13 protein-coding genes are annotated in these 17050 nt (G+C 77.5%); 10 read left to right on the top strand and 3 right to left on the bottom strand.

Features of this window, described 5'->3' with window-relative positions:
- Window positions 1-39 precede the first annotated feature (39 nt).
- The 9 genes from SK069_RS14590 (at window position 40) to SK069_RS14550 (ending at window position 11706) form a co-directional block, all read left to right on the top strand.
- Complete coding sequence (locus SK069_RS14590; protein WP_319954980.1) at window positions 40-843, top strand: flagellin N-terminal helical domain-containing protein; 804 nt, start codon at window positions 40-42, stop codon at window positions 841-843.
- A gap of 506 nt (window positions 844-1349) precedes the next feature.
- Window positions 1350-3743 carry a glycosyltransferase gene (locus tag SK069_RS14585; RefSeq protein ID WP_319954979.1) on the top strand — a complete coding sequence of 798 codons (2394 nt, stop codon included), beginning with the start codon at window positions 1350-1352 and terminating at the stop codon, window positions 3741-3743.
- Window positions 3740-5029 (top strand): glycosyltransferase family 2 protein, encoded by a 1290-nt coding sequence (locus SK069_RS14580; protein ID WP_319954978.1) that lies wholly within the window; start codon window positions 3740-3742, stop codon window positions 5027-5029. Before SK069_RS14585 ends, SK069_RS14580 begins: the two co-directional genes overlap by 4 nt.
- A complete protein-coding gene (locus tag SK069_RS14575; protein WP_319954977.1) occupies window positions 5026-5655 on the top strand; it encodes a CHAP domain-containing protein in 630 nt (209 codons plus the stop codon). Before SK069_RS14580 ends, SK069_RS14575 begins: the two co-directional genes overlap by 4 nt.
- Window positions 5656-5758: 103 nt before the next feature.
- Window positions 5759-6208: a sugar 3,4-ketoisomerase gene (locus SK069_RS14570; RefSeq protein WP_319954976.1), complete on the top strand. Its 450-nt coding sequence runs from the start codon at window positions 5759-5761 to the stop codon at window positions 6206-6208.
- The gene (locus SK069_RS14565; protein WP_319954975.1) at window positions 6205-7443 is read left to right on the top strand and encodes a DegT/DnrJ/EryC1/StrS family aminotransferase; all 1239 of its coding nucleotides are present in this window, start codon (window positions 6205-6207) and stop codon (window positions 7441-7443) included. The genes SK069_RS14570 and SK069_RS14565 overlap by 4 nt, the downstream gene beginning before the upstream one ends.
- The gene (locus SK069_RS14560) at window positions 7443-8546 is read left to right on the top strand and encodes a GNAT family N-acetyltransferase (protein ID WP_319954974.1); all 1104 of its coding nucleotides are present in this window, start codon (window positions 7443-7445) and stop codon (window positions 8544-8546) included. Before SK069_RS14565 ends, SK069_RS14560 begins: the two co-directional genes overlap by 1 nt.
- A complete protein-coding gene (locus SK069_RS14555; RefSeq protein ID WP_319954973.1) occupies window positions 8543-10933 on the top strand; it encodes a class I SAM-dependent methyltransferase in 2391 nt (796 codons plus the stop codon). The genes SK069_RS14560 and SK069_RS14555 overlap by 4 nt, the downstream gene beginning before the upstream one ends.
- A 17-nt stretch (window positions 10934-10950) precedes the next feature.
- A complete protein-coding gene (locus tag SK069_RS14550) occupies window positions 10951-11706 on the top strand; it encodes a class I SAM-dependent methyltransferase (RefSeq protein ID WP_319954972.1) in 756 nt (251 codons plus the stop codon).
- Window positions 11707-11759: 53 nt separating this feature from the next.
- Here SK069_RS14550 and SK069_RS14545 read toward each other — a convergent pair whose 3' ends face one another.
- From SK069_RS14545 to SK069_RS14535, 3 genes are all read right to left on the bottom strand, one after another.
- On the bottom strand, window positions 11760-13586 hold the full coding sequence (locus tag SK069_RS14545) for a hypothetical protein (RefSeq protein ID WP_319954971.1): 1827 nt from the start codon (window positions 13584-13586) through the stop codon (window positions 11760-11762).
- An 8-nt stretch (window positions 13587-13594) separates the two neighbouring features.
- Complete coding sequence (locus SK069_RS14540; RefSeq protein ID WP_319954970.1) at window positions 13595-14419, bottom strand: sigma-70 family RNA polymerase sigma factor; 825 nt, start codon at window positions 14417-14419, stop codon at window positions 13595-13597.
- Window positions 14420-14683: 264 nt separating this feature from the next.
- On the bottom strand, window positions 14684-15649 hold the full coding sequence (locus SK069_RS14535; protein ID WP_319954969.1) for an ArgK/MeaB family GTPase: 966 nt from the start codon (window positions 15647-15649) through the stop codon (window positions 14684-14686).
- 256 nt (window positions 15650-15905) lie between these two features.
- On the opposite strand from SK069_RS14535, the gene SK069_RS14530 reads away from it, so the two are divergent.
- Window positions 15906-17021, top strand: a complete 1116-nt coding sequence (locus SK069_RS14530) for an alkene reductase (protein WP_319954968.1) — start codon at window positions 15906-15908, stop codon at window positions 17019-17021.
- Window positions 17022-17050: the final 29 nt, after the last annotated feature.

The raw sequence follows: 17050 nt of genomic DNA, 5'->3' as shown, positions 1-17050 counted from the left end.
GGACAAGCCACCACGCAGTTCGATCAAGGAGATCGACGCATGTCTCTGCGCATCAACACCAACGTCGAGGCGTTCAACGCGCATCGCAACCTCGGCAACACCTCGGGCGCCACGGCGAAGTCGATGGAGCGCCTGTCGTCGGGCCTGCGGATCAACCGCGCCGCGGACGACGCGGCGGGCCTGGCGATCAGCGAGAAGCTGCGCGGTCAGGTCGGCGGTCTGGATCAGGCGCGTCGCAACGCGCAGGACGGGATCTCGCTCGTGCAGACGGCGGAGGGCTCGCTGACGGAGGTCCACTCGATCCTCCAGCGCGTGCGGACGCTCGCCGTCCAGTACCAGAACGGCACGCTGAACGCGACGAACCGCTCGGCGATCGACTCGGAGGTCACGCAGCTGACCACCGAGCTCGGCGCCATCGGCAGCCGCGCGGAGTTCAACGGCCAGAAGCTCCTGAACGCCGCCGGCTCGGTGACGTTCCAGGTCGGCGCCAACGACTCCGAGACGACCTCGGTGGCGCTCATCTCGCTGGGCAGCTCGCTCGGCTCGATCGCCGGCGCGACCACCCTGTCCGGGGTGACCGTGGCGACGATCGACACCGCGATCAACAACATCTCGCAGGCGCGGGCGAACTTCGGCGCGGTCCAGAACCGCCTCGAGCACACGCTCAACCACCTGTCGGTGTACCAGGAGAACCTCTCGGCGTCCGAGTCGCGGATCCGCGACGTGGACATGGCGCAGGAGATGGTCTCCTTCACGAAGAACCAGGTGCTGCAGCAGGCCGGCACGGCGATCCTCGCGCAGGCCAACCAGGCCTCGCAGGGCGTCCTCTCCCTCCTGCGCTAGCACCACGGCGCTCGGCCCAGGCCGGGCGCCGGACGGGATCGGGGCGCGGCGAACGCGCCCCCGGGTCCGGGCCACGACGCGCCGCGGAGGGCACGATCCGCGCGCGTCGGCGCTCGCCGACCCGGACGCGGTGCCGCGTGGCGCCGTCGACGCAGGGGGTGGGCGCCCGACGACGCCCGGCGTCCGGGGCCGTGGCGGCCACCGGACGTCCCGCCCTCCCGCGTCGGCACGCCGCCGTCGCCCGGTCGCCGTCGTGCGCGCCTCCACGTCGAGCGCCCAACGAGCTCCAGCGGCCCCGTCCGGCGACCCCCCGGCCGGCCGTCGGGCCCGGAGACCGCGGCGCTGCCCGTCCCGCCGCGTCGTCCCCCCGAAGTCCCCCCAGAACCCACGGATCGCCGGCCCCCGACGGCGAGCGCCGACCCCCCGGCGTCGCGGGCGTCCAGATGCTCCTGGACGCCCGCGTCCACCGGGCTCAAGGGCCCTGCGCGGCCGCCGATGACCCGGCCATGGCGCTGCGTCTGCCCGCCGATCTCGCTGCGTCGTCGGCCCCGCCGGCCGGCGCGCCCCCGGTCGCCGCACCGCCCGCCGCCGAGACTGGCCCGGTCGCGCTCGGCGCGTGGCGCGCGGCGTGGGCCGCCGCCGCGCAGGAGACGCCAGCGCGACGCCACGCCCGCCGGCTGCGCCTGATCGAGGAGCTGCTCGGCGACGCGGGCGGCCACCGCCCCGCCGACCTGACCTCGCGGCTGCTCGCGCTCGCGGACGCGCTCGTCGCCGCGCTCGAGGACGAGCCGCGCGAGCCGCTGCTCCTGAACCACGCCGGGGTCGCCCTCTACGAGCTCGGCGCCCTGCGGGCGGCCGACGCGCTCTTCCGGGCCGCCGAGCGCCTCGACCCGCAGCTGCCGTTCGTCGCCGGCAACCGCGCCGAGATCCGGCGCCGTCGCGCGGCGGGCCTCGGGGGGACCGTCGCGCTGGACGCGGCCGCCGCCCGCCGGCTGAAGGTCCTCGGCGAGCGCGCCCGTCGGGTCGCCGCGCGCGCCCGTCCGGCGGAGGGGCTGACCCTGTCGCTCTGCATGATCGTCCGCGACGAGGAGGCGATGCTGCCGGCGTGCCTGTCGGCGGTCGCGCACGCCGTCGACGAGCTCGTGATCGTCGACACCGGCTCGGTCGACCGCACGGTCGAGATCGCCGAGTCGTTCGGCGCGCGCGTCCTGCACCACCCCTGGACCGGCGACTTCGCCGCGGCGCGCAACGTCTCCTTCGACGCGGCCACCGGCGACTGGCTGCTCTACCTCGACGCCGACGAGGTGCTCGTCGACGACGACGCGCAGCACCTGCGCGCGCTGACCGGCCACGTCTGGCGCGAGGCGCTGTACCTGCGCGGCGCGAGCCACACCGGCGACCTCGACGACGGCACCGCCGTCACCCACGACTCGCTGCGCCTCTTCCGCAACCGGCCCGGCCGCCGGTTCGCCGGTCGCCTGCACGAGCAGGTCCAGGGGCTCGAGGAGCTGACGCCCGACCGCTTCGCGGTGACCGACGTGCGCTTCGAGCACTACGGCTACCTCGGCGAGGTCCGGGCCGCGAAGGGCAAGCGGACCCGCAACCGCGACGCGCTCGCCGCCCAGATCGCCGACGGCGACCGCTCGCCGTTCGTGCGCTTCAACCTCGGGATGGAGCACCGCGCCGAGGGCGAGCACGAGGAGGCCCTCGTGCACTTCCGCGGCGCGTGGGAGGACCTGCGCGGCGTGCCGGACGGAGAGCGCCTCGGCTTCGTGCCGATGCTGGCCCTGCACCTCGTCGACGCGCTCCACGTCACCGGTCGCCGCGCCGAGGCCGCCGAGTGCGCCCGCGAGGTGCTGGACCGCTACCCCGGCTTCACCGACGTCGTGCACGTCGAGGGCGCGCTCGCCCTGGACGCCGGCGACCTGGCGACCGCCGAGGCGCGCTTCCGCCGCTGCCTCGAGCTCGGCGACGCGCCGAGCGCGATGTCCGGCTCGGCGGGCGCCGGCACGTTCCTCGCGGCCCGCGCGCTCGCCGGCGTGCTGCAGCGTCAGGAGCGCCGGCACGAGGCGATCGCGCTGCTCGAGGGCACGCTGCGCGACCACCCGCGCCACCTGCGGACGGTCGAGGACCTCGCCCTGGCCCTGCGCGCCGACGGCGTCGAGGCGGACGAGGTCGTCGCGCGCGTCGCCGCGACCGGCGTGGGCGAGCATCCCGTCGCCCGGTACCTGCTCGGGCGCGCCCTGCTGCGCACCGGGGCCGTGGCCGGGGCGGAGGCCCAGCTGCGGACCGCGCTGGCGGGACGACCCGGATCGGACGCCGCGCGCGTGGCGCTCGTGGAGGCGCTGCTCGCCCAGGGACGCTTCGACGATGCCGCGCGCGAGGCCGCCGCCGTCGCTCCCGAGGGCCCGCACGGCCCGGCGGCGCGGCGCCACGCGTGCTTCGCGCGCCTGGCCGGCGCGGACGACGGGTCGGTGCCCCTCGAGGGCCTCGACCGCCTGCCGCCGGCCGAAGCGGCGCTCTTCGCCGCCTGGGCCACGCCGGGGGCCGACGGTCCGCCGATCGCCGCAGGCGCCGCGCCGCTGGCACGGACGATGCTCGGCGCGCTGCTGCGGCTTCAGCGGTTCGAGGCCTTCGCGCGCCTCGTCGCCGCCCACGAGCGCGTCGACCTGCCCTGGCGCGAGCGGCGCGAGACGCTGGCCGACCTCTACCTCCGCCACGGCTTCCTGTCCTCGGCGGGGGAGGAGTGGCTGCGCGTCGTCGATCGGCAGGGGCCCGACGCCCGCGCGCTGCGGGGCCTCGCGCTCGTCGCCGCGCAGTCCGGGATGACCGAGGACGCCGTCGCGCTGGCCGCCGACGCCGAGGCGCTCGCCGGCCGACCGCTCGAGGAGATCGCGTGACCTCGCGCCACGCCGCCGGCGTGCCGCTGCTCGTCGTGCTGCCGCTGGGCGAGGACCCGGCGGTCGCCCTGCGCGCGCTCGAGGCGCTCGCCGCGCTGGAGCCCGAGCCCGCCCACCACGTCGCGATCGTCGCCCCGGACCATCCGCCGCTGCGCCGCCTGCTGACGCAGCTCGAGGGCGATGTGACGATCCTCGACGCGCCCGATCCGTCCGGTGACCCGGTGGCCGCGTGGATCGCCGCGCTCGACGCGTCCCTGCCCGGCGACGACGCGCTGCTGCTCGCCGGTCCGGTCGCCCCGCCGTCCGGGGCCGTCGGGGCGCTCGAGGCGACGCTCGACGAGAGCGTCGCCGCGCTGCTGCCCGGCACCGAGCCCGGCCGGCTCAGCGCGGTGGCGGCGGACCGCGTGCTGCTGCGCGCCGCGCTCGCGGCGATGCCGGCGCCGGACGCCTCCGCCGCGCACCCCGGCAGCACCGCCCTGCTCCACCTCGCGCTGACGCTGGCCGCCCACGGGGCGGTCCGACCCGCCCCGACCGCCCCGGCCGCGTCGCTCGACGGCGCCGCGCCGACCACGGACCGCGGGGCCGTCCACGCCGGCGGCACCGGCGCCGCCATGGTCGGCGCCGGGGGCCGGCGGGACGCGCGCGGCCGCGGCGCCCACCGCCCCGGCGGCGCGCCGGAGGTCTCGATCGTCGTCCCGACCCTCGACGCGACCGGCCCGCGCCTGCAGGCCTGCCTCCGCGCGCTGCAGGCGCACACCGACGCGCCGCACGAGCTGCTCGTGATCGACAACGGCGCGCCGGCGCAGGGGTTCACCGCCCCGGTGAACGCCGGGCTGCGCGCGGCCCGCGGCCGCTACCTCGTGGTCTGCAACGACGACGTCCGGGTGCGCCCGGGCTGGTGGGCGCCGCTGCGCGCCGCGCTGGACGACGGCGCGCCCGTCGCCTTCCCGCTCACCGTCGACGGCGCGATGCGCGAGGACTTCGCCGCCTGGTGCTTCGCGCTCACGGCCGACACGATCGACCGCTTCCGCGTCGCGCCCGGCGAGTTCCTGCACCCCGAGCTGCGCGTCTGGTTCCAGGACACCGACCTGCTCCTGCGCCTGCGCGCCGCCGGCACCCCGCCGCGGCTCGTGCGCTCCTCGACGGTCACGCACGGCCTGAGCGAGACGGTCGCCACCACCGACCCCGCGCTGCGCGCCTGGATCGACGAGCAGGTCCTCGCGGACCGCGCGCGCTTCCGCGAGCTGCACGCCGGGACGGGGGTCGTCGTGACGGAGGCCGCGTGACGATCACCGACGCGATCGGCCGGATCCAGGAGATCCAGGCGCTCCTGACGCCGCGCGCGGCGACGCCGGCCAGCGGCGGGCTCGCGACCGCGACGCTCGCCGGCACGGCGACCGCGGGCGGCGCGTCGGCGACCGCCGGCTCGCCGTTCGCCGCCGCGTTGCGGCAGGCGAGCGTGACGTCGAGCGCCGTCGGCGCCGGCCCCCGGATGGTCCAGGCGGCGCAGACGCAGCTCGGCGTCGCCGAGCAGCCGCCGGGCTCCAACGACGCGCCGGCCATCCGGACGTACCGCGGCGCGCTGCAGAGCGATCCCGGCGTCGGGCCCTGGTGCGCGATGTTTGTCTCGTGGGCCGCGCAGCAGGCGGGCACGCCGCTCGGGGACACCGGCGGCGGCTTCGCGTCCGTCGACCAGATGTGGGCCTGGGCGCAGCGCTCGGGTCACGCGCTGCCCGCCGGCGCCACGCCGCAGGTCGGCGACATCATCGTCCTGAACCAGCACACCGGTCTCGTGACCGGGGTGCGCCCGGACGGCCGGATCGAGACCATCGAGGGCAACACCTCCGATCGCGTCGCGGCTCGCGACCACGCGCCCGGCGAGGCGATCGGCTACATCCGGATGGGCCGCTGATGCGCGCGCCCGCCGGCTCCGTCCGCGCGCCCGAGCGGCGCGTCCACCACGAGCGCGGACCCGTGCGGGTGCGCGCTGCCTCCGAGCACGAGGAGCGATCGCGATGAGCCTCGACGAGTGCCATCTCGTGACCCTTCCGCGGGTCAACGACGCCCGCGGCAACCTGACCTTCATCGAGGGCGGGCGGCACGTCGGCTTCGACATCCAGCGGGTCTACTACCTCTACGACGTCCCGGGCGGCGCCGAGCGCGGGGGCCACGCCCACCGCGAGCTCGAGCAGCTCTTCATCGCGATGTCGGGGAGCTTCGACATCGTCCTGGACGACGGCAACCTGCGACAGCGCTTCTCGCTGAACCGCAGCTACGTCGGGCTCTACGTGCCGCGGATGGTCTGGCGCGAGATCGACAACTTCTCCTCCGGGTCGGTCTGCATGGTCCTCGCCTCGCAGCCCTACGACGAGGCGGACTACTTCCGCGAGTACGGCGACTTCCGCGACGCGGTGCGCCAGCGCCCCGCCGCGCCCGCGTCGGTCCCGCTCGGCCGGGCGGCATGAGGCCGGCGTCGGCACCGGTCGCGGCGGGCGAGCGACCCGCGTCGCGCGCGGCCGCGGGACCGGCGGCCGCGTCGGCGGGGCGGGTCCCGTTCCTCGACCTCGCCGCGGGCGTCGCGGAGCTGCGCCCCGAGCTCGACGCCGCATGGGCGGCGGTCCTCGAGGGCGGTCGCTGGGTCCTCGGGCCGCGGCTGGAGGCCTTCGAGGCGGCGTTCGCCGCCCACGCCGGCACCGCGCACGCGATCGGCGTCGGCACGGGCCTCGACGCGCTGGAGATCGCGCTGCGCGCCCACGGGGTCGGTCCGGGCGACGAGGTCCTCGTGCCGGCGCACACCTTCGTCGCGACCTGGCTGGCGGTGAGCCGCATCGGTGCCGCGCCGATCGGCGTCGACGTGCGGCCCGACACGCTCACGATCGACCCGGCGGCAGCGGCCGACGCGGTCGGGCCGCGGACGGCGGCGATCGTGCCCGTCCACCTCTACGGTCATCCGGCCGACCCGGGGGCCCTGGCCGCGCTCGCCGACCGCGAGGGCCTGCTGCTCGTCGAGGACGCCGCGCAGGCCCACGGTGCCCGCTGGAACGGCCGGCGCTGCGGGGCGCTCGGCCACGCCGGCGCGTTCTCGTTCTACCCGGGCAAGAACCTCGGCGCGCTCGGCGACGGCGGGGCGATCACGACCGACGACGCGGCGGTCGCGGCCCGCGCCCGGCGCCTGCGCAACTACGGCTCGAGCGTTCGCTACCACCACGACGAGGTCGGCGGGAACTCGCGACTGGACGAGCTGCAGGCCGCGATCCTGCACGTGAAGCTCGACCGGCTCGACGCGTGGAACGCCCGCCGCAGCCGGGTCGCGGCGACCTACCGCCGCGCCCTGGCCGGAGCGCCCGGCCTGACGCTGCCCGCCGTCGACCCGGGCGTCGCGCCGTCGTGGCACCTCTTCGCCGTCCGGCACCCCGAGCGGGACCGGCTGCGCGCGAGCCTCGACGCGGCCGGCATCGACACGCTCGTCCACTACCCGGTGCCGCCGCACCGCTCGGGCGCCTACGCGTCCGGGCCCCAGGGGCGCCGCCGCTTCCCGGTCGCCGAGCGCGCCGCGGAGACGCTGCTGAGCCTGCCGATCGGCCCGCACCTCGACGACGCGTCGGTCGACCGGGTCATCGCCGCGGTCCGGGCCGCCGCCGGTCACCCGATCACCGAGCGGCGTGTCGGGTCGGTCGACGCCGCCGGGCGGGGCGCCTGATGGACCTCGCGCCGCCTCTTCCGAGCCCGCCGGCCGCCGGCGGTGGGACCACGAGGACGCCCGACCTGCCGCCGGCGCTCCTCGGGCACGAGCCCGACGGCGCGTGGCGCTGCGTCTTCAACCGCGCGGCGTTCCACCGCCTGAACCTCGGTCCGGGGGACCGCCTGCTGCAGCTCGACGAGCACCACGAGGGACGCCCGGTCGGCTCGCTGTCCGGCGTCCTGGCCACGCGGGACGGCGTCGCGGTGCTCACCTCCGGGCACTCCGCGCCCTTCGGCGGCCTCGACCTCGTCCGCACGCGCGAGACGCCCGAGCGGATCGACGCCCTCGTCGCCGGCACGTTGTCCCAGGCCCGGGACGCCGGCGCGGCGGTCGTGCGCGTCCGCTGCCGGCCCGAGGCCCACGGGCCGAACGACGGAGCGGCCGTCCACGCGCTCCTGCGCCACGGGCTGCGGATCGAGGCCAGCGACCTGACGTTCGTCATCGGCCTCGACGATCGCGGCGCCGCGGGCTACCGCGACGACCTCAAGCGTCCCGCGCGCCGGGCGCTGCGCCACCTCGAGGAGGACGGCGCCTGGAGCGCGGAGTGGCTCGCCCCCGACGACGACGCCGGCTGGCGGGCCGCGCACGCGCTGCTGGCCGCCAACCGCGCGGCGAAGGGGCGCCGGCTCGCGCTCGACGCGCCCTACGTCCTGGCCGCCCGCGACGCGCTCGGTCCCGCCGTGGTGCGGATGCTCGTCCTGCGCCACGCCGGGGCACCGGTGGCCGCCGCGCTCGCGTACGCCGCGACCGCGGGCGGCTGGTACGTCGTCGCGTGGGGCGACCACGGCCACGAGCTGCCGCGCTCGCCGATGAACCTCCTCGCGCTGCGGGTCGTCGAGGCGGCCGCCGCCGCGGGTGGGCGATTCGTCGATCTCGGCGTCTCGAGCGTGCCGGGCAGCGGAAGATCGCGAGAGGACCCGTCGATGCCGACCGCCACCCGCACCGTCCCCGCCGGGGACGCCGACTCCCCGATGGTCGATCCCGGCCTGGCCCAGTTCAAGACGAGCATCGGCGCGCGCCCCTGGCTGCGCCTGACGCTCGCCGGCACGACGGAGCGGTGAGCACCGTGGACTACTCGGCGATCTACGACCCGGACACCGACTTCGACCTGCACTACACGAGGGCGACCGGCGAGCGGATCCGCTCGTGGCTGCGCCCCGGCGAGTCGGTCCTCGAGCTCGGCTGCGCCACCGGGGCGATGACCGCGCTGCTCGTCGGCGACGGCCGGCAGGTCGTCGCCGTCGACCAGGCGGAGCGCTACCTCGAGCGCGTGAGCGCGCGCCACCTCGTCGGCGTCGAGGTCCGCCGCGGCGACCTCGACCGGCCGCTGGCGGGCGTCGGGCACTTCGACCACGTCGTGCTGACGAACGTCCTGCACGAGCTCGACGACCCGGTCGGGCTGCTGCGACGGATCGCCGCCGCGCACCTCTTCCCCGGCGGCCTGCTGCACCTGTCGCTCCAGAACCCGCGCTCGATCCACCGGCTCGTCGCCTTGGAGATGGGCATCATCGAGGATCTCCACGAGGTCGCCGAGGCCGGTCGCCGCTACGCGACCCGGCGGCTCTACGACGCCGACGAGCTCGCGGGCCTCGCCGAGCAGGCGGGGCTCGAGGTGCTCCACCGCGAGGGCGTGATGCTCAAGCCGCTGGCCAACCGCCAGATGGCCACGCTCGACCCCGCGGTGCTGGAGGGCTTCGTGGCGGCCGCGCGGCACCTCCCGGACCACGGGGCGATGAACCTCCTCGTCCTGCGTCGACGCGGCGGGACGCCGCCGGCGCTCCCCGCGCTCGAGCATCCCGCGCCCCCCGCGGCGCGCCACGTCCCGGCCGACGGCGACGTCGCGCCGGGGATCCGCCCGCGGATCCCCGCCGACGTCGGCCCGCGCGCGACCCGACCCGAGGCCGGCACGATGATCCCCGGACCCCGCCCGATCGGGACCGCCGACCGCGCGACGCCGGTCGTCGCGGTGCCGCCGGTCGAGCGCCGCCCCGAGCGGCCCGAGCGCCCCGCGCCCACGACGCCGCGACCGCCGGAGGGGCGCCGCCGCGACATCGTCGGCGGGACGCTCGCCGCGCTCGTCGCCGCCGACGCGGCCGCGTCGCGCGGCGAGTCCGTGCGGCTGCTGCTGCCCCGTCAGGGCGTCGGTGGGGGCTTCGCCCCGATCCGCCGCGACGGCCATGTGCTCGAGCTCGGCGTGCGGCTGCTGGAGCTCGGCTTCGAGGGCGCTCCGGCCGAGCCGCCGCCGCTGCGGGAGTACCGCCCCGGCCTCGCCGGCCACCGGCCGTGGGCCACGACGGTCGAGCGCTGGGCGCGGGAGCTGCTCGGCGACCGGATCCGCACGATCGCGCCGCCGGTGATGGTCCTGCGCGACGCCGGGCGGATCACGCGGGAGCCCGACCTGCTCTTCACCGTCGACCTCTCCGCGCTCGCGACGTCGCTGCCCGACGCCGTGCGACGGCGGATGCTCGACGAGGTCCGCCACGCCCGGGCGACCACGGGCGAGGACGCGGGGCTCCTGGCGCCCCGCCACGCCGAGCGCCTCGCGGGCGCCACGCTGCTGGAGGCGTCCCTGGCCAACCACGGCCCGACCTTCCACGAGCGCTACGTCGCGCCGCTCTGCGACAAGGTCCTCGGCGGCGGCGCCGCGTCGATCGCCGCGACGCTGCGCCGCAAGGCGTGGGCGCCGCTCTTCCACCCGCGGACCCTGGAGCAGGCGCTCGCCGGCGACCCGATCGGCTTCCATCCGCAGCGGCCGCTGGAGACCGTCGACCCGGACGGCTGCGGCGGCGTCGTCGACGCGCTGCTCGAGCGCCTGGACCGCCGCACGACGCTCCAGGTGATGACCGTCGGCGAGCCGGTGGCGATCGCCCCGGCGGACCGGGGGAGGACCGCGATCCGGTTCGAGGACGGCCGCTCGATCCTCACGCGCCGTCCGCTCCTGGCCTGCAGCGCCGCGACGCTCTTCCGCGCGACCGGCATCGCCTACGACCCGCCGCGGGTGCGGACGGCGATCGCGTGGCTCGACGCGCCCACGCGGGACGTCGCCGACGTCCCGGAGCTCGTCCACGTGCTCGACCCCGCCAACCCCGTCCTGCGCGTCTCGCGCGGCGGGCGCAGCGCCGATCCCGAGCGCGCCCTGCTCACCGTCGAGCTGCGTCACGACACGAGCGCCGAGGGCCTCGTGCCGCGGGCGCGGGACGGCCTCGTCGCGGCCGGTCTCGTCGACCCGACGACCGCCCGCTCGCTGCGCCCGCTGCTGGCCGCGGCCCGACCGACGTTCCCCGTGCCCTCCGCGGAGGTCGCCGCGATCGACGCCGCCGCGCGCGCGGAGCTCGATCGGCTCCGGCTGGACGTCGACCTCGCCGCCGGCGCCGCCTCGGCCGTCGCCGACACGCTGAACGACCAGGTCGTGCAGGGCCTGCAGGCCGCCGCGCGCATCGCCACCTGACCCGTCCCCGGACCGCCATGACACCCTCTGCCTCCGCGCCCCTCGACGCCGCCGCCCTCGACCGCTTCGCCCGCGACTACTACCTGTCGGGCACCGTCGACGACGAGGCGATCGAGGACCTCCAGCAGGTCCGCAGCCTCGATCTGCTGGCGAGCGCCGTGGCCGGCTGCGAGCGCGTGCTCGAGCTCGGCTACGGGATGGGGCGCACGACGACCGGCCTGCGCGAGCGCGGCGTGGCGATCGACGTCCTCGAGGGCTCGCCGCTGCTCGCGGCGCGCGCCCGCGCCGCGCACCCGGGCCTGACGGTCCACGAGGGCCTGTTCGAGGACTGGACGCCGCCCGCGGCCTACGACGCGGTGCTCGCGCTGCACGTCGCCGAGCACGTCGACGACCCGCGCGCGCTCCTGCGCCGGATCGCGTCCTGGGTCCGGCCCGGTGGCCGCGTCGTGGTCGTCGTGCCCAACGCCGAGTCGCTGCACCGCCGGCTGGCGGTCCGGATGGGCCTGCAGCCCCGGCTCGACAGCCTCTCGCCGCGCGACGCGCTCGTCGGGCACCAGCGGGTCTACGCGCTGGACGAGCTGCGCGCCGACATCGAGTCCGCCGGCCTGCGCTGCGGCGCGGAGCTCGGCTGGTTCCTCAAGACGCTGCCCAACGCGATGATGCTCGACTTCCCGCCGGCGCTGCTGGAGGCGCTGTTCTCCGTCTCCGAGGAGCTCGACCCGCGGCTGCTCGCGAACATCGGCGTCGTGGCCGAGCGGCCCGTCGAGGGCTGAGGCGAACGCGCCCGAGCGCCGCGCCCAGCGGCCGGCGGGCGTCGCGGCCGCCCTCAGGCGGTGAGCGCCTCGCGGGCCAGGACGACGTCCCCGGGGCGCGCGATCCGCTCGAGGCCCTCGGCGGCCACGAGCTCGACGTCGAGCTCGTCGTCCTCGCCGACCTGCGCGGTCAGCAGCCCGACGGCGGCCTGGACGTCGGCGGGCGCCGCGACGACGACGAGGCCGGACGCCCGCCCGGCGCGCACGTGGCGGCGTGCGTCGTCGAGCATCCGGCCGATCGCGCCGGCCTGCAGCGGCGGCGCGGCGACCACGCGGGCGCCGGCGGGCGCAGGGCGGTCGAGCGCCGCGACGCGCGCCTGCAGCTCGGTGGCGTCGGCGGGCCGGCGCGCGACCGGCAGGGCGGGCACGGCCTGCAGGTAGGCGTGCTCGGGGCGGTAGTCGATCGCGCCGAGGACGAGCTGCATGACGGCCTCGCTCGGGGTCGCCTCGTCGGTGCGGGGTGCCTGGGGCACGCGCGCGGCGCCGCGGTGCGCCACGGCGGCGGTCACGAGCTCCTCGAGCGCCGCGCTCCATCCCGCGTCGCCGTGGCGCCGGGCGACGGCGTCGGCCAAGGCGCGCCGCGCCGCGCCGCGCTCCGCGGGGTCCCGGTCGCCCGTCGCGCGGACGTGCGCCACGAGCTCGGGCACCGAGCCGACGACGTGGACGGCGCCCTCGAGCATCCCGTGGGGCACGCGCACGCCCGCGTCGGCGTCCGGCGAGGGATCGCCGAGCGAGATCGCCGGCAGCCCGGCAGCGGCCGCGTCGAGCAGGGCGGTCGCCCCGCTGATCGGCCACGTGTCGAGCAGCAGGTCGGCGGCGGCCAGCAGCGGCGCGAGGTCCGCGACGATCCCCAGCGGCCGGATCCGCTCGTGGTCGGGCAGCAGCCGGTCGCCGGGCGCGGGGCCCGCGCTCAGCAGGTGGATCCGGGGATCCGCCTCCACGAGCGTCCGCGCGATCCCGGCGAAGCTCGGCTCGAGCGTCGGCGCGACCTTGTAGCCGGTGCCGACCGACAGCAGGACGAGCGCGTCGGACCCCAGCCCGAGCGCGGCGCGGGCGGCGTCCCGGTCGGGGAGGCGACGCGCGGCGGCCGGCAGCGGCAGCGGCAGGGAGCGCTCGGCGTCGACGCCGCGACGGGCGACGCAGGCCCGCTCGTCGGGCGCCCAGAGCGAGGCGACGACGTCGACGGCCCCGACGCCGGCCCACAGCTGGTGCCCGGCGTGGTTGAAGAGCAGCACCGGCGGACGCCCGACGGGGTCGGCGAAGGCGAGCGCGGGGACGACGTCGTCGGGATGGACGTGCAGCACGACGAGGTCGTGCAGGACGGCGAGCGCGCGGAGGTGCGCGGCGCGCTCGAGCGGCGGCGTCTCGGCGGGCGTGCGCACGACGGCGGTCCCGGCCCGGCGGGCGGCGGTGGCCGCCGACGCGGGCAGCGGCGCGTCGTGACCGAGCAGCAGCAGCGTCGAGCGACGGTGGTCGCGCTCGATCCAGCGCTCGATGACGCGGGTGTGGCCGCCGGTGGCGTAGACCTCGGTCGCGACGTGCAGGACGCGGCGGACGTCGTCGGCGTCCGCGGCCGGCCGGTGGTCGTCGGGGCGACCCGGCACCCGGCGCCGGCCGATGTCGTGCAGCAGCCGCTCGAGGGCGACGTCGGCGAGGCGACCCGGGTGCCGCCGGGCGCTCCAGTGGCAGGCGGCCTGGGCGAGCGCGACCGCCTCGGCGTCGTCGTCGCAGCGGACGGCGGCGCGGACGAAGCGGTCCAGCGTCGCGGCCTGCTCGGCGATCGCGACGCGCGCGGCGGCGAGCCGGCCGGCGTTGGCGCCGGCCTGCAGCGGGTCGGGCACGACGGCCCTCAGCGGACGGCGCCGACCAGCAGGTCCGCGTGGTCGCCCAGCGCGGTGCGCAGGCGACGGCGGATCGAGCCGTTGATCTGGCAGACGCGCGACTCGGACACGCCGAGCAGGTCGCCGATCTCGCGCAGGCGCAGGCCCTCGAAGTACAGCAGCAGCGCGACGCTGCGCTCGCGGGCGGGCAGCTCGCTGACGGCCTCCATGAGCAGCTCGTGCGCCTCGCGGCGCAGGGTCTCCGTCTCCGGCTGGACCGTCTCGTCGTCGGACACGACGACGTCGCTGCGCTCGCGGATCGTGCCGTCGTTGCCGGAGACCGGCGTGGAGAGCGACTCGACCTCGGCCATCGTCAGCTGCTCGCGGCGCTGGCGCAGCTCCTCGACGGAGATCTCCAGGCGCTCGGCGACCTCGCCCTCGGTCGGCTCGCGCTCGGTCTCCAGGCGCAGCTCCTGCGTGGTGCGCTCGGCGTCGCGCTCCCAGCGGCGCAGGGAGCGCGGCGCCCAGTCGCGGCGGCGCAGCTCGTCGAGGATCGCGCCGTGGATGCGCGTCCAGGCGAACTGGTCGAGCGTCGCGCCCTTCGCTGGGTCGAAGCGCTCGATCGAGACGAGCAGCGCCTCGAAGCCGGCGGCCGCTAGATCGTCGAGCTCGCAGTATGAGGGGATCTGGCGGGCCTTGCGGCCGACGATGTGCCGGACCATCGGCGTCAGGAGGAACACGAGGTCGTCGCGGTGGCGGCGCTCGCCGGTGGCGCGGTACTGCTCCCAGATCCGGCCCAGCTGCTCGCCGGTCGCGCGGCGTGGACGGTGGTGAGCGATCGGGGTGGTGCGCATGACTGCTCCTGTCGATCTCGGAGGCCGGACGGGCCTCCTCCTGCCACCAGCGTCGGCACCGCGACCCGGACCCCATGAGCGGGCGTCGACGGATGACCGAGGAGCGGATCACGCGATGACCGGGCACTCGTTGAGGCGTCCAGCCGCGCTCCGTCGCGAGGCGGCATCCGCCCACCGACGGGGGCGCCGCCGCCGCGCTCCTCGACGGGTGGGCGTGACGTCGACGTCGTCGCCGGGACCGAGGCCGGTCGGCGGCGCGCGCGCTCAGGTGGGGCGCGGCGCGGCGGCCTCGAGCACGGCGACGAGCTCGGGGACTGCGTGCCGGTCGTCCGCGTCGGCCAGGACGCGCAGCGCCTTCGCGCGGCCGCCGAGCGCCCGCAGCGCGCGCTCGCCGTGCTCGATCCGGAAGTCGTCGACGGCGGTGCGGCGCCGGGCGTCGCGGCGGTGCGCCTCGACGTCGAGCTGCTCGCGGTGCGCGTCGAGCACGCCGATGAGGTCGTCGAAGCCGGTGGCGGGCGGGACGGAGCTCACGGAGACGACCTTCGTCGTCCGGTTGCCGACCGAGCGCAGCGCGGCGCGGACGTCGCTCTTGGCCCGATCGGCGATCCGCCCGAGGTCGGCCTTCGTGACGACGAGGACGTCGGGGATCTCCATGATCCCGCTCTTCAGGAACTGCAGGACGTCGCCGGAGCCCGGCTGGACGATCACGACGACGGTGTCGGCGACGTCGGCGACGTCCGTCTCCGACTGCCCGACGCCGACCGTCTCGACGATCACGACGTCGAAGGCGACCGCGAGCGCCTGCGCGGCCGAGCGCGTGGCCCACGCCAGCCCGCCGAGCCGGTCGCCGGCCGCGGTCGAGCGGATGAACACGTCGTCGTCGTCGGGGTCGACGAGGATCCGCGCCCGGTCCCCGAGCAGCGACCCGCCGCTGCGCCGGCTCGACGGGTCGACGGCGAGCACCGCCACCGTCCGCCCGGCCCGCCGCAGCGCCGCGACGAGCTCCCCGAGCAGCGTCGACTTGCCCGCGCCCGGCGGCCCGGTGACCCCGACGACGTGCCCGTCCGGCTCCCGCCCGAGCCCGGCGGGGGAGAGCGCCTCCAGCAGCGCCGCCGTCTGCGCCCGCGCCTGCGGCGTCCGGTTCTCGACGAGGTTCAGCACCGCCGGCGCGGCCGCGCGATCACCGTCGCGGAGCCGTGCGGCGAGGGTCGCGCCCAGGTCGTCGTCCATCGCCGCCCATCGTATGGACGCGCGCCCGGACCCGCCGTTCCGCTCTGGCGCGTCGCCCGAGCCCCGGCCCCCGGGGCTGGCACGACACGCGTGGCCGGCGACACGGGCCGCGGCGCGTGCGTGTCGCGCACGGTCCACGCGCCGGACCGCCACCGACCCGCCGGACGCGCCCGCCGCCCGCCGCCGCGCGAACGGCCGGCTCGGCCCGGCCCCCGGCGAAGCGGGGCGCCCGATCCGGTTGGCTAGGGTCGGCCGGGTGACCGACGCTCCGGACTTCGCCCCGCTCCTCCGTCCCCTGCGCCTCGGCGCGATCGAGGCGCCGAACCGGCTCTTCATGGCCCCGCTGACGCGCAACCGCGCGGACGCGGACGGGACGCCGAACGCCCTGATGGCGACGTACTACGGCCAGCGCGCGAGCGCGGGCCTCATCGTCAGCGAGGCGACGTGGGTGACGCCCCAGGGCAAGCCGTACCCCCGCACGCCGGGGCTCGCGAGCGACGCCCATCGCGACGGGTGGCGTCAGGTCACCGACGCGGTCCACGCGGCCGGCGGGCGGATCGTCGCCCAGCTCTGGCACGGGGGCCGGGTCGGGCACCCGGACACGTCGGGGGAGGAGCTCGTGTCCTCGTCGGCCACCCCGCTGGAGCGGCTGACGATCTTCACGGACACCGAGGCGGCGGCGGCGATCCCGGCGCCGCGGGCGCTCGAGGCCGACGAGCTGCCCGGCATCGCCCGCGACTTCGCGGACGCCGCGCGGCGCGCGATCGACGCGGGCTTCGACGGGGTCGAGGTCCACGGCGCCAACGGCTACCTCCTCGAGCAGTTCCTCGCCGACGGCACGAACCGTCGCGACGATGCCTACGGCGGCAGCGCGGAGGCCCGCGCCCGGTTCCCCGCCGAGGTCGTCCGCGCGGTGGCCGACGCGGTCGGTGCCGACCGCACCGGCCTGCGGATCTCGCCGCTGCACGGCGCGCACGAGAGCGTCGAGTCCGACGGGGGCGACAGCCACCGAGCGCTCGCCGACGCGCTGGCGCCGCTGGCCCTCGCGTACGTCCACGCGCTCAGCGACCTGGACTCCGCGCTGATCGCGGACCTGCGCGCCCGCTACGGCGCGCCGTTCGTCCTGAACAGCGGCTTCGCCGAGCGCACCCCGCGCGAGGAGGCCGTCGCGATCGTCGCGGAGGACCAGGCGGACGCGGTCGCCGTCGGCCGCGCCTGGATCGGCAACCCGGACCTCCTGGAGCGCTGGCGCCGGGACGCGCCCACGACGCTCGCGAACGCGAAGCTCTTCTACGCGGCGGGGCCCGAGGGCTACGTCGACTACCCGACGCTCGCGGAGGAGCGGGCCGGCGAGGCGCTCGCCGGCTCGTAGGTCCGTGGAGCACCCGGCGCCTCGCGCGG

Source organism: Patulibacter brassicae, assembly GCF_033949425.1.
GTDB classification, from domain to species: Bacteria; Actinomycetota; Thermoleophilia; order Solirubrobacterales; family Solirubrobacteraceae; genus Patulibacter; species Patulibacter brassicae.
Note: the sequence above shows the minus strand (reverse complement) of the source record. Positions and strands in the feature narration are given on the sequence as shown.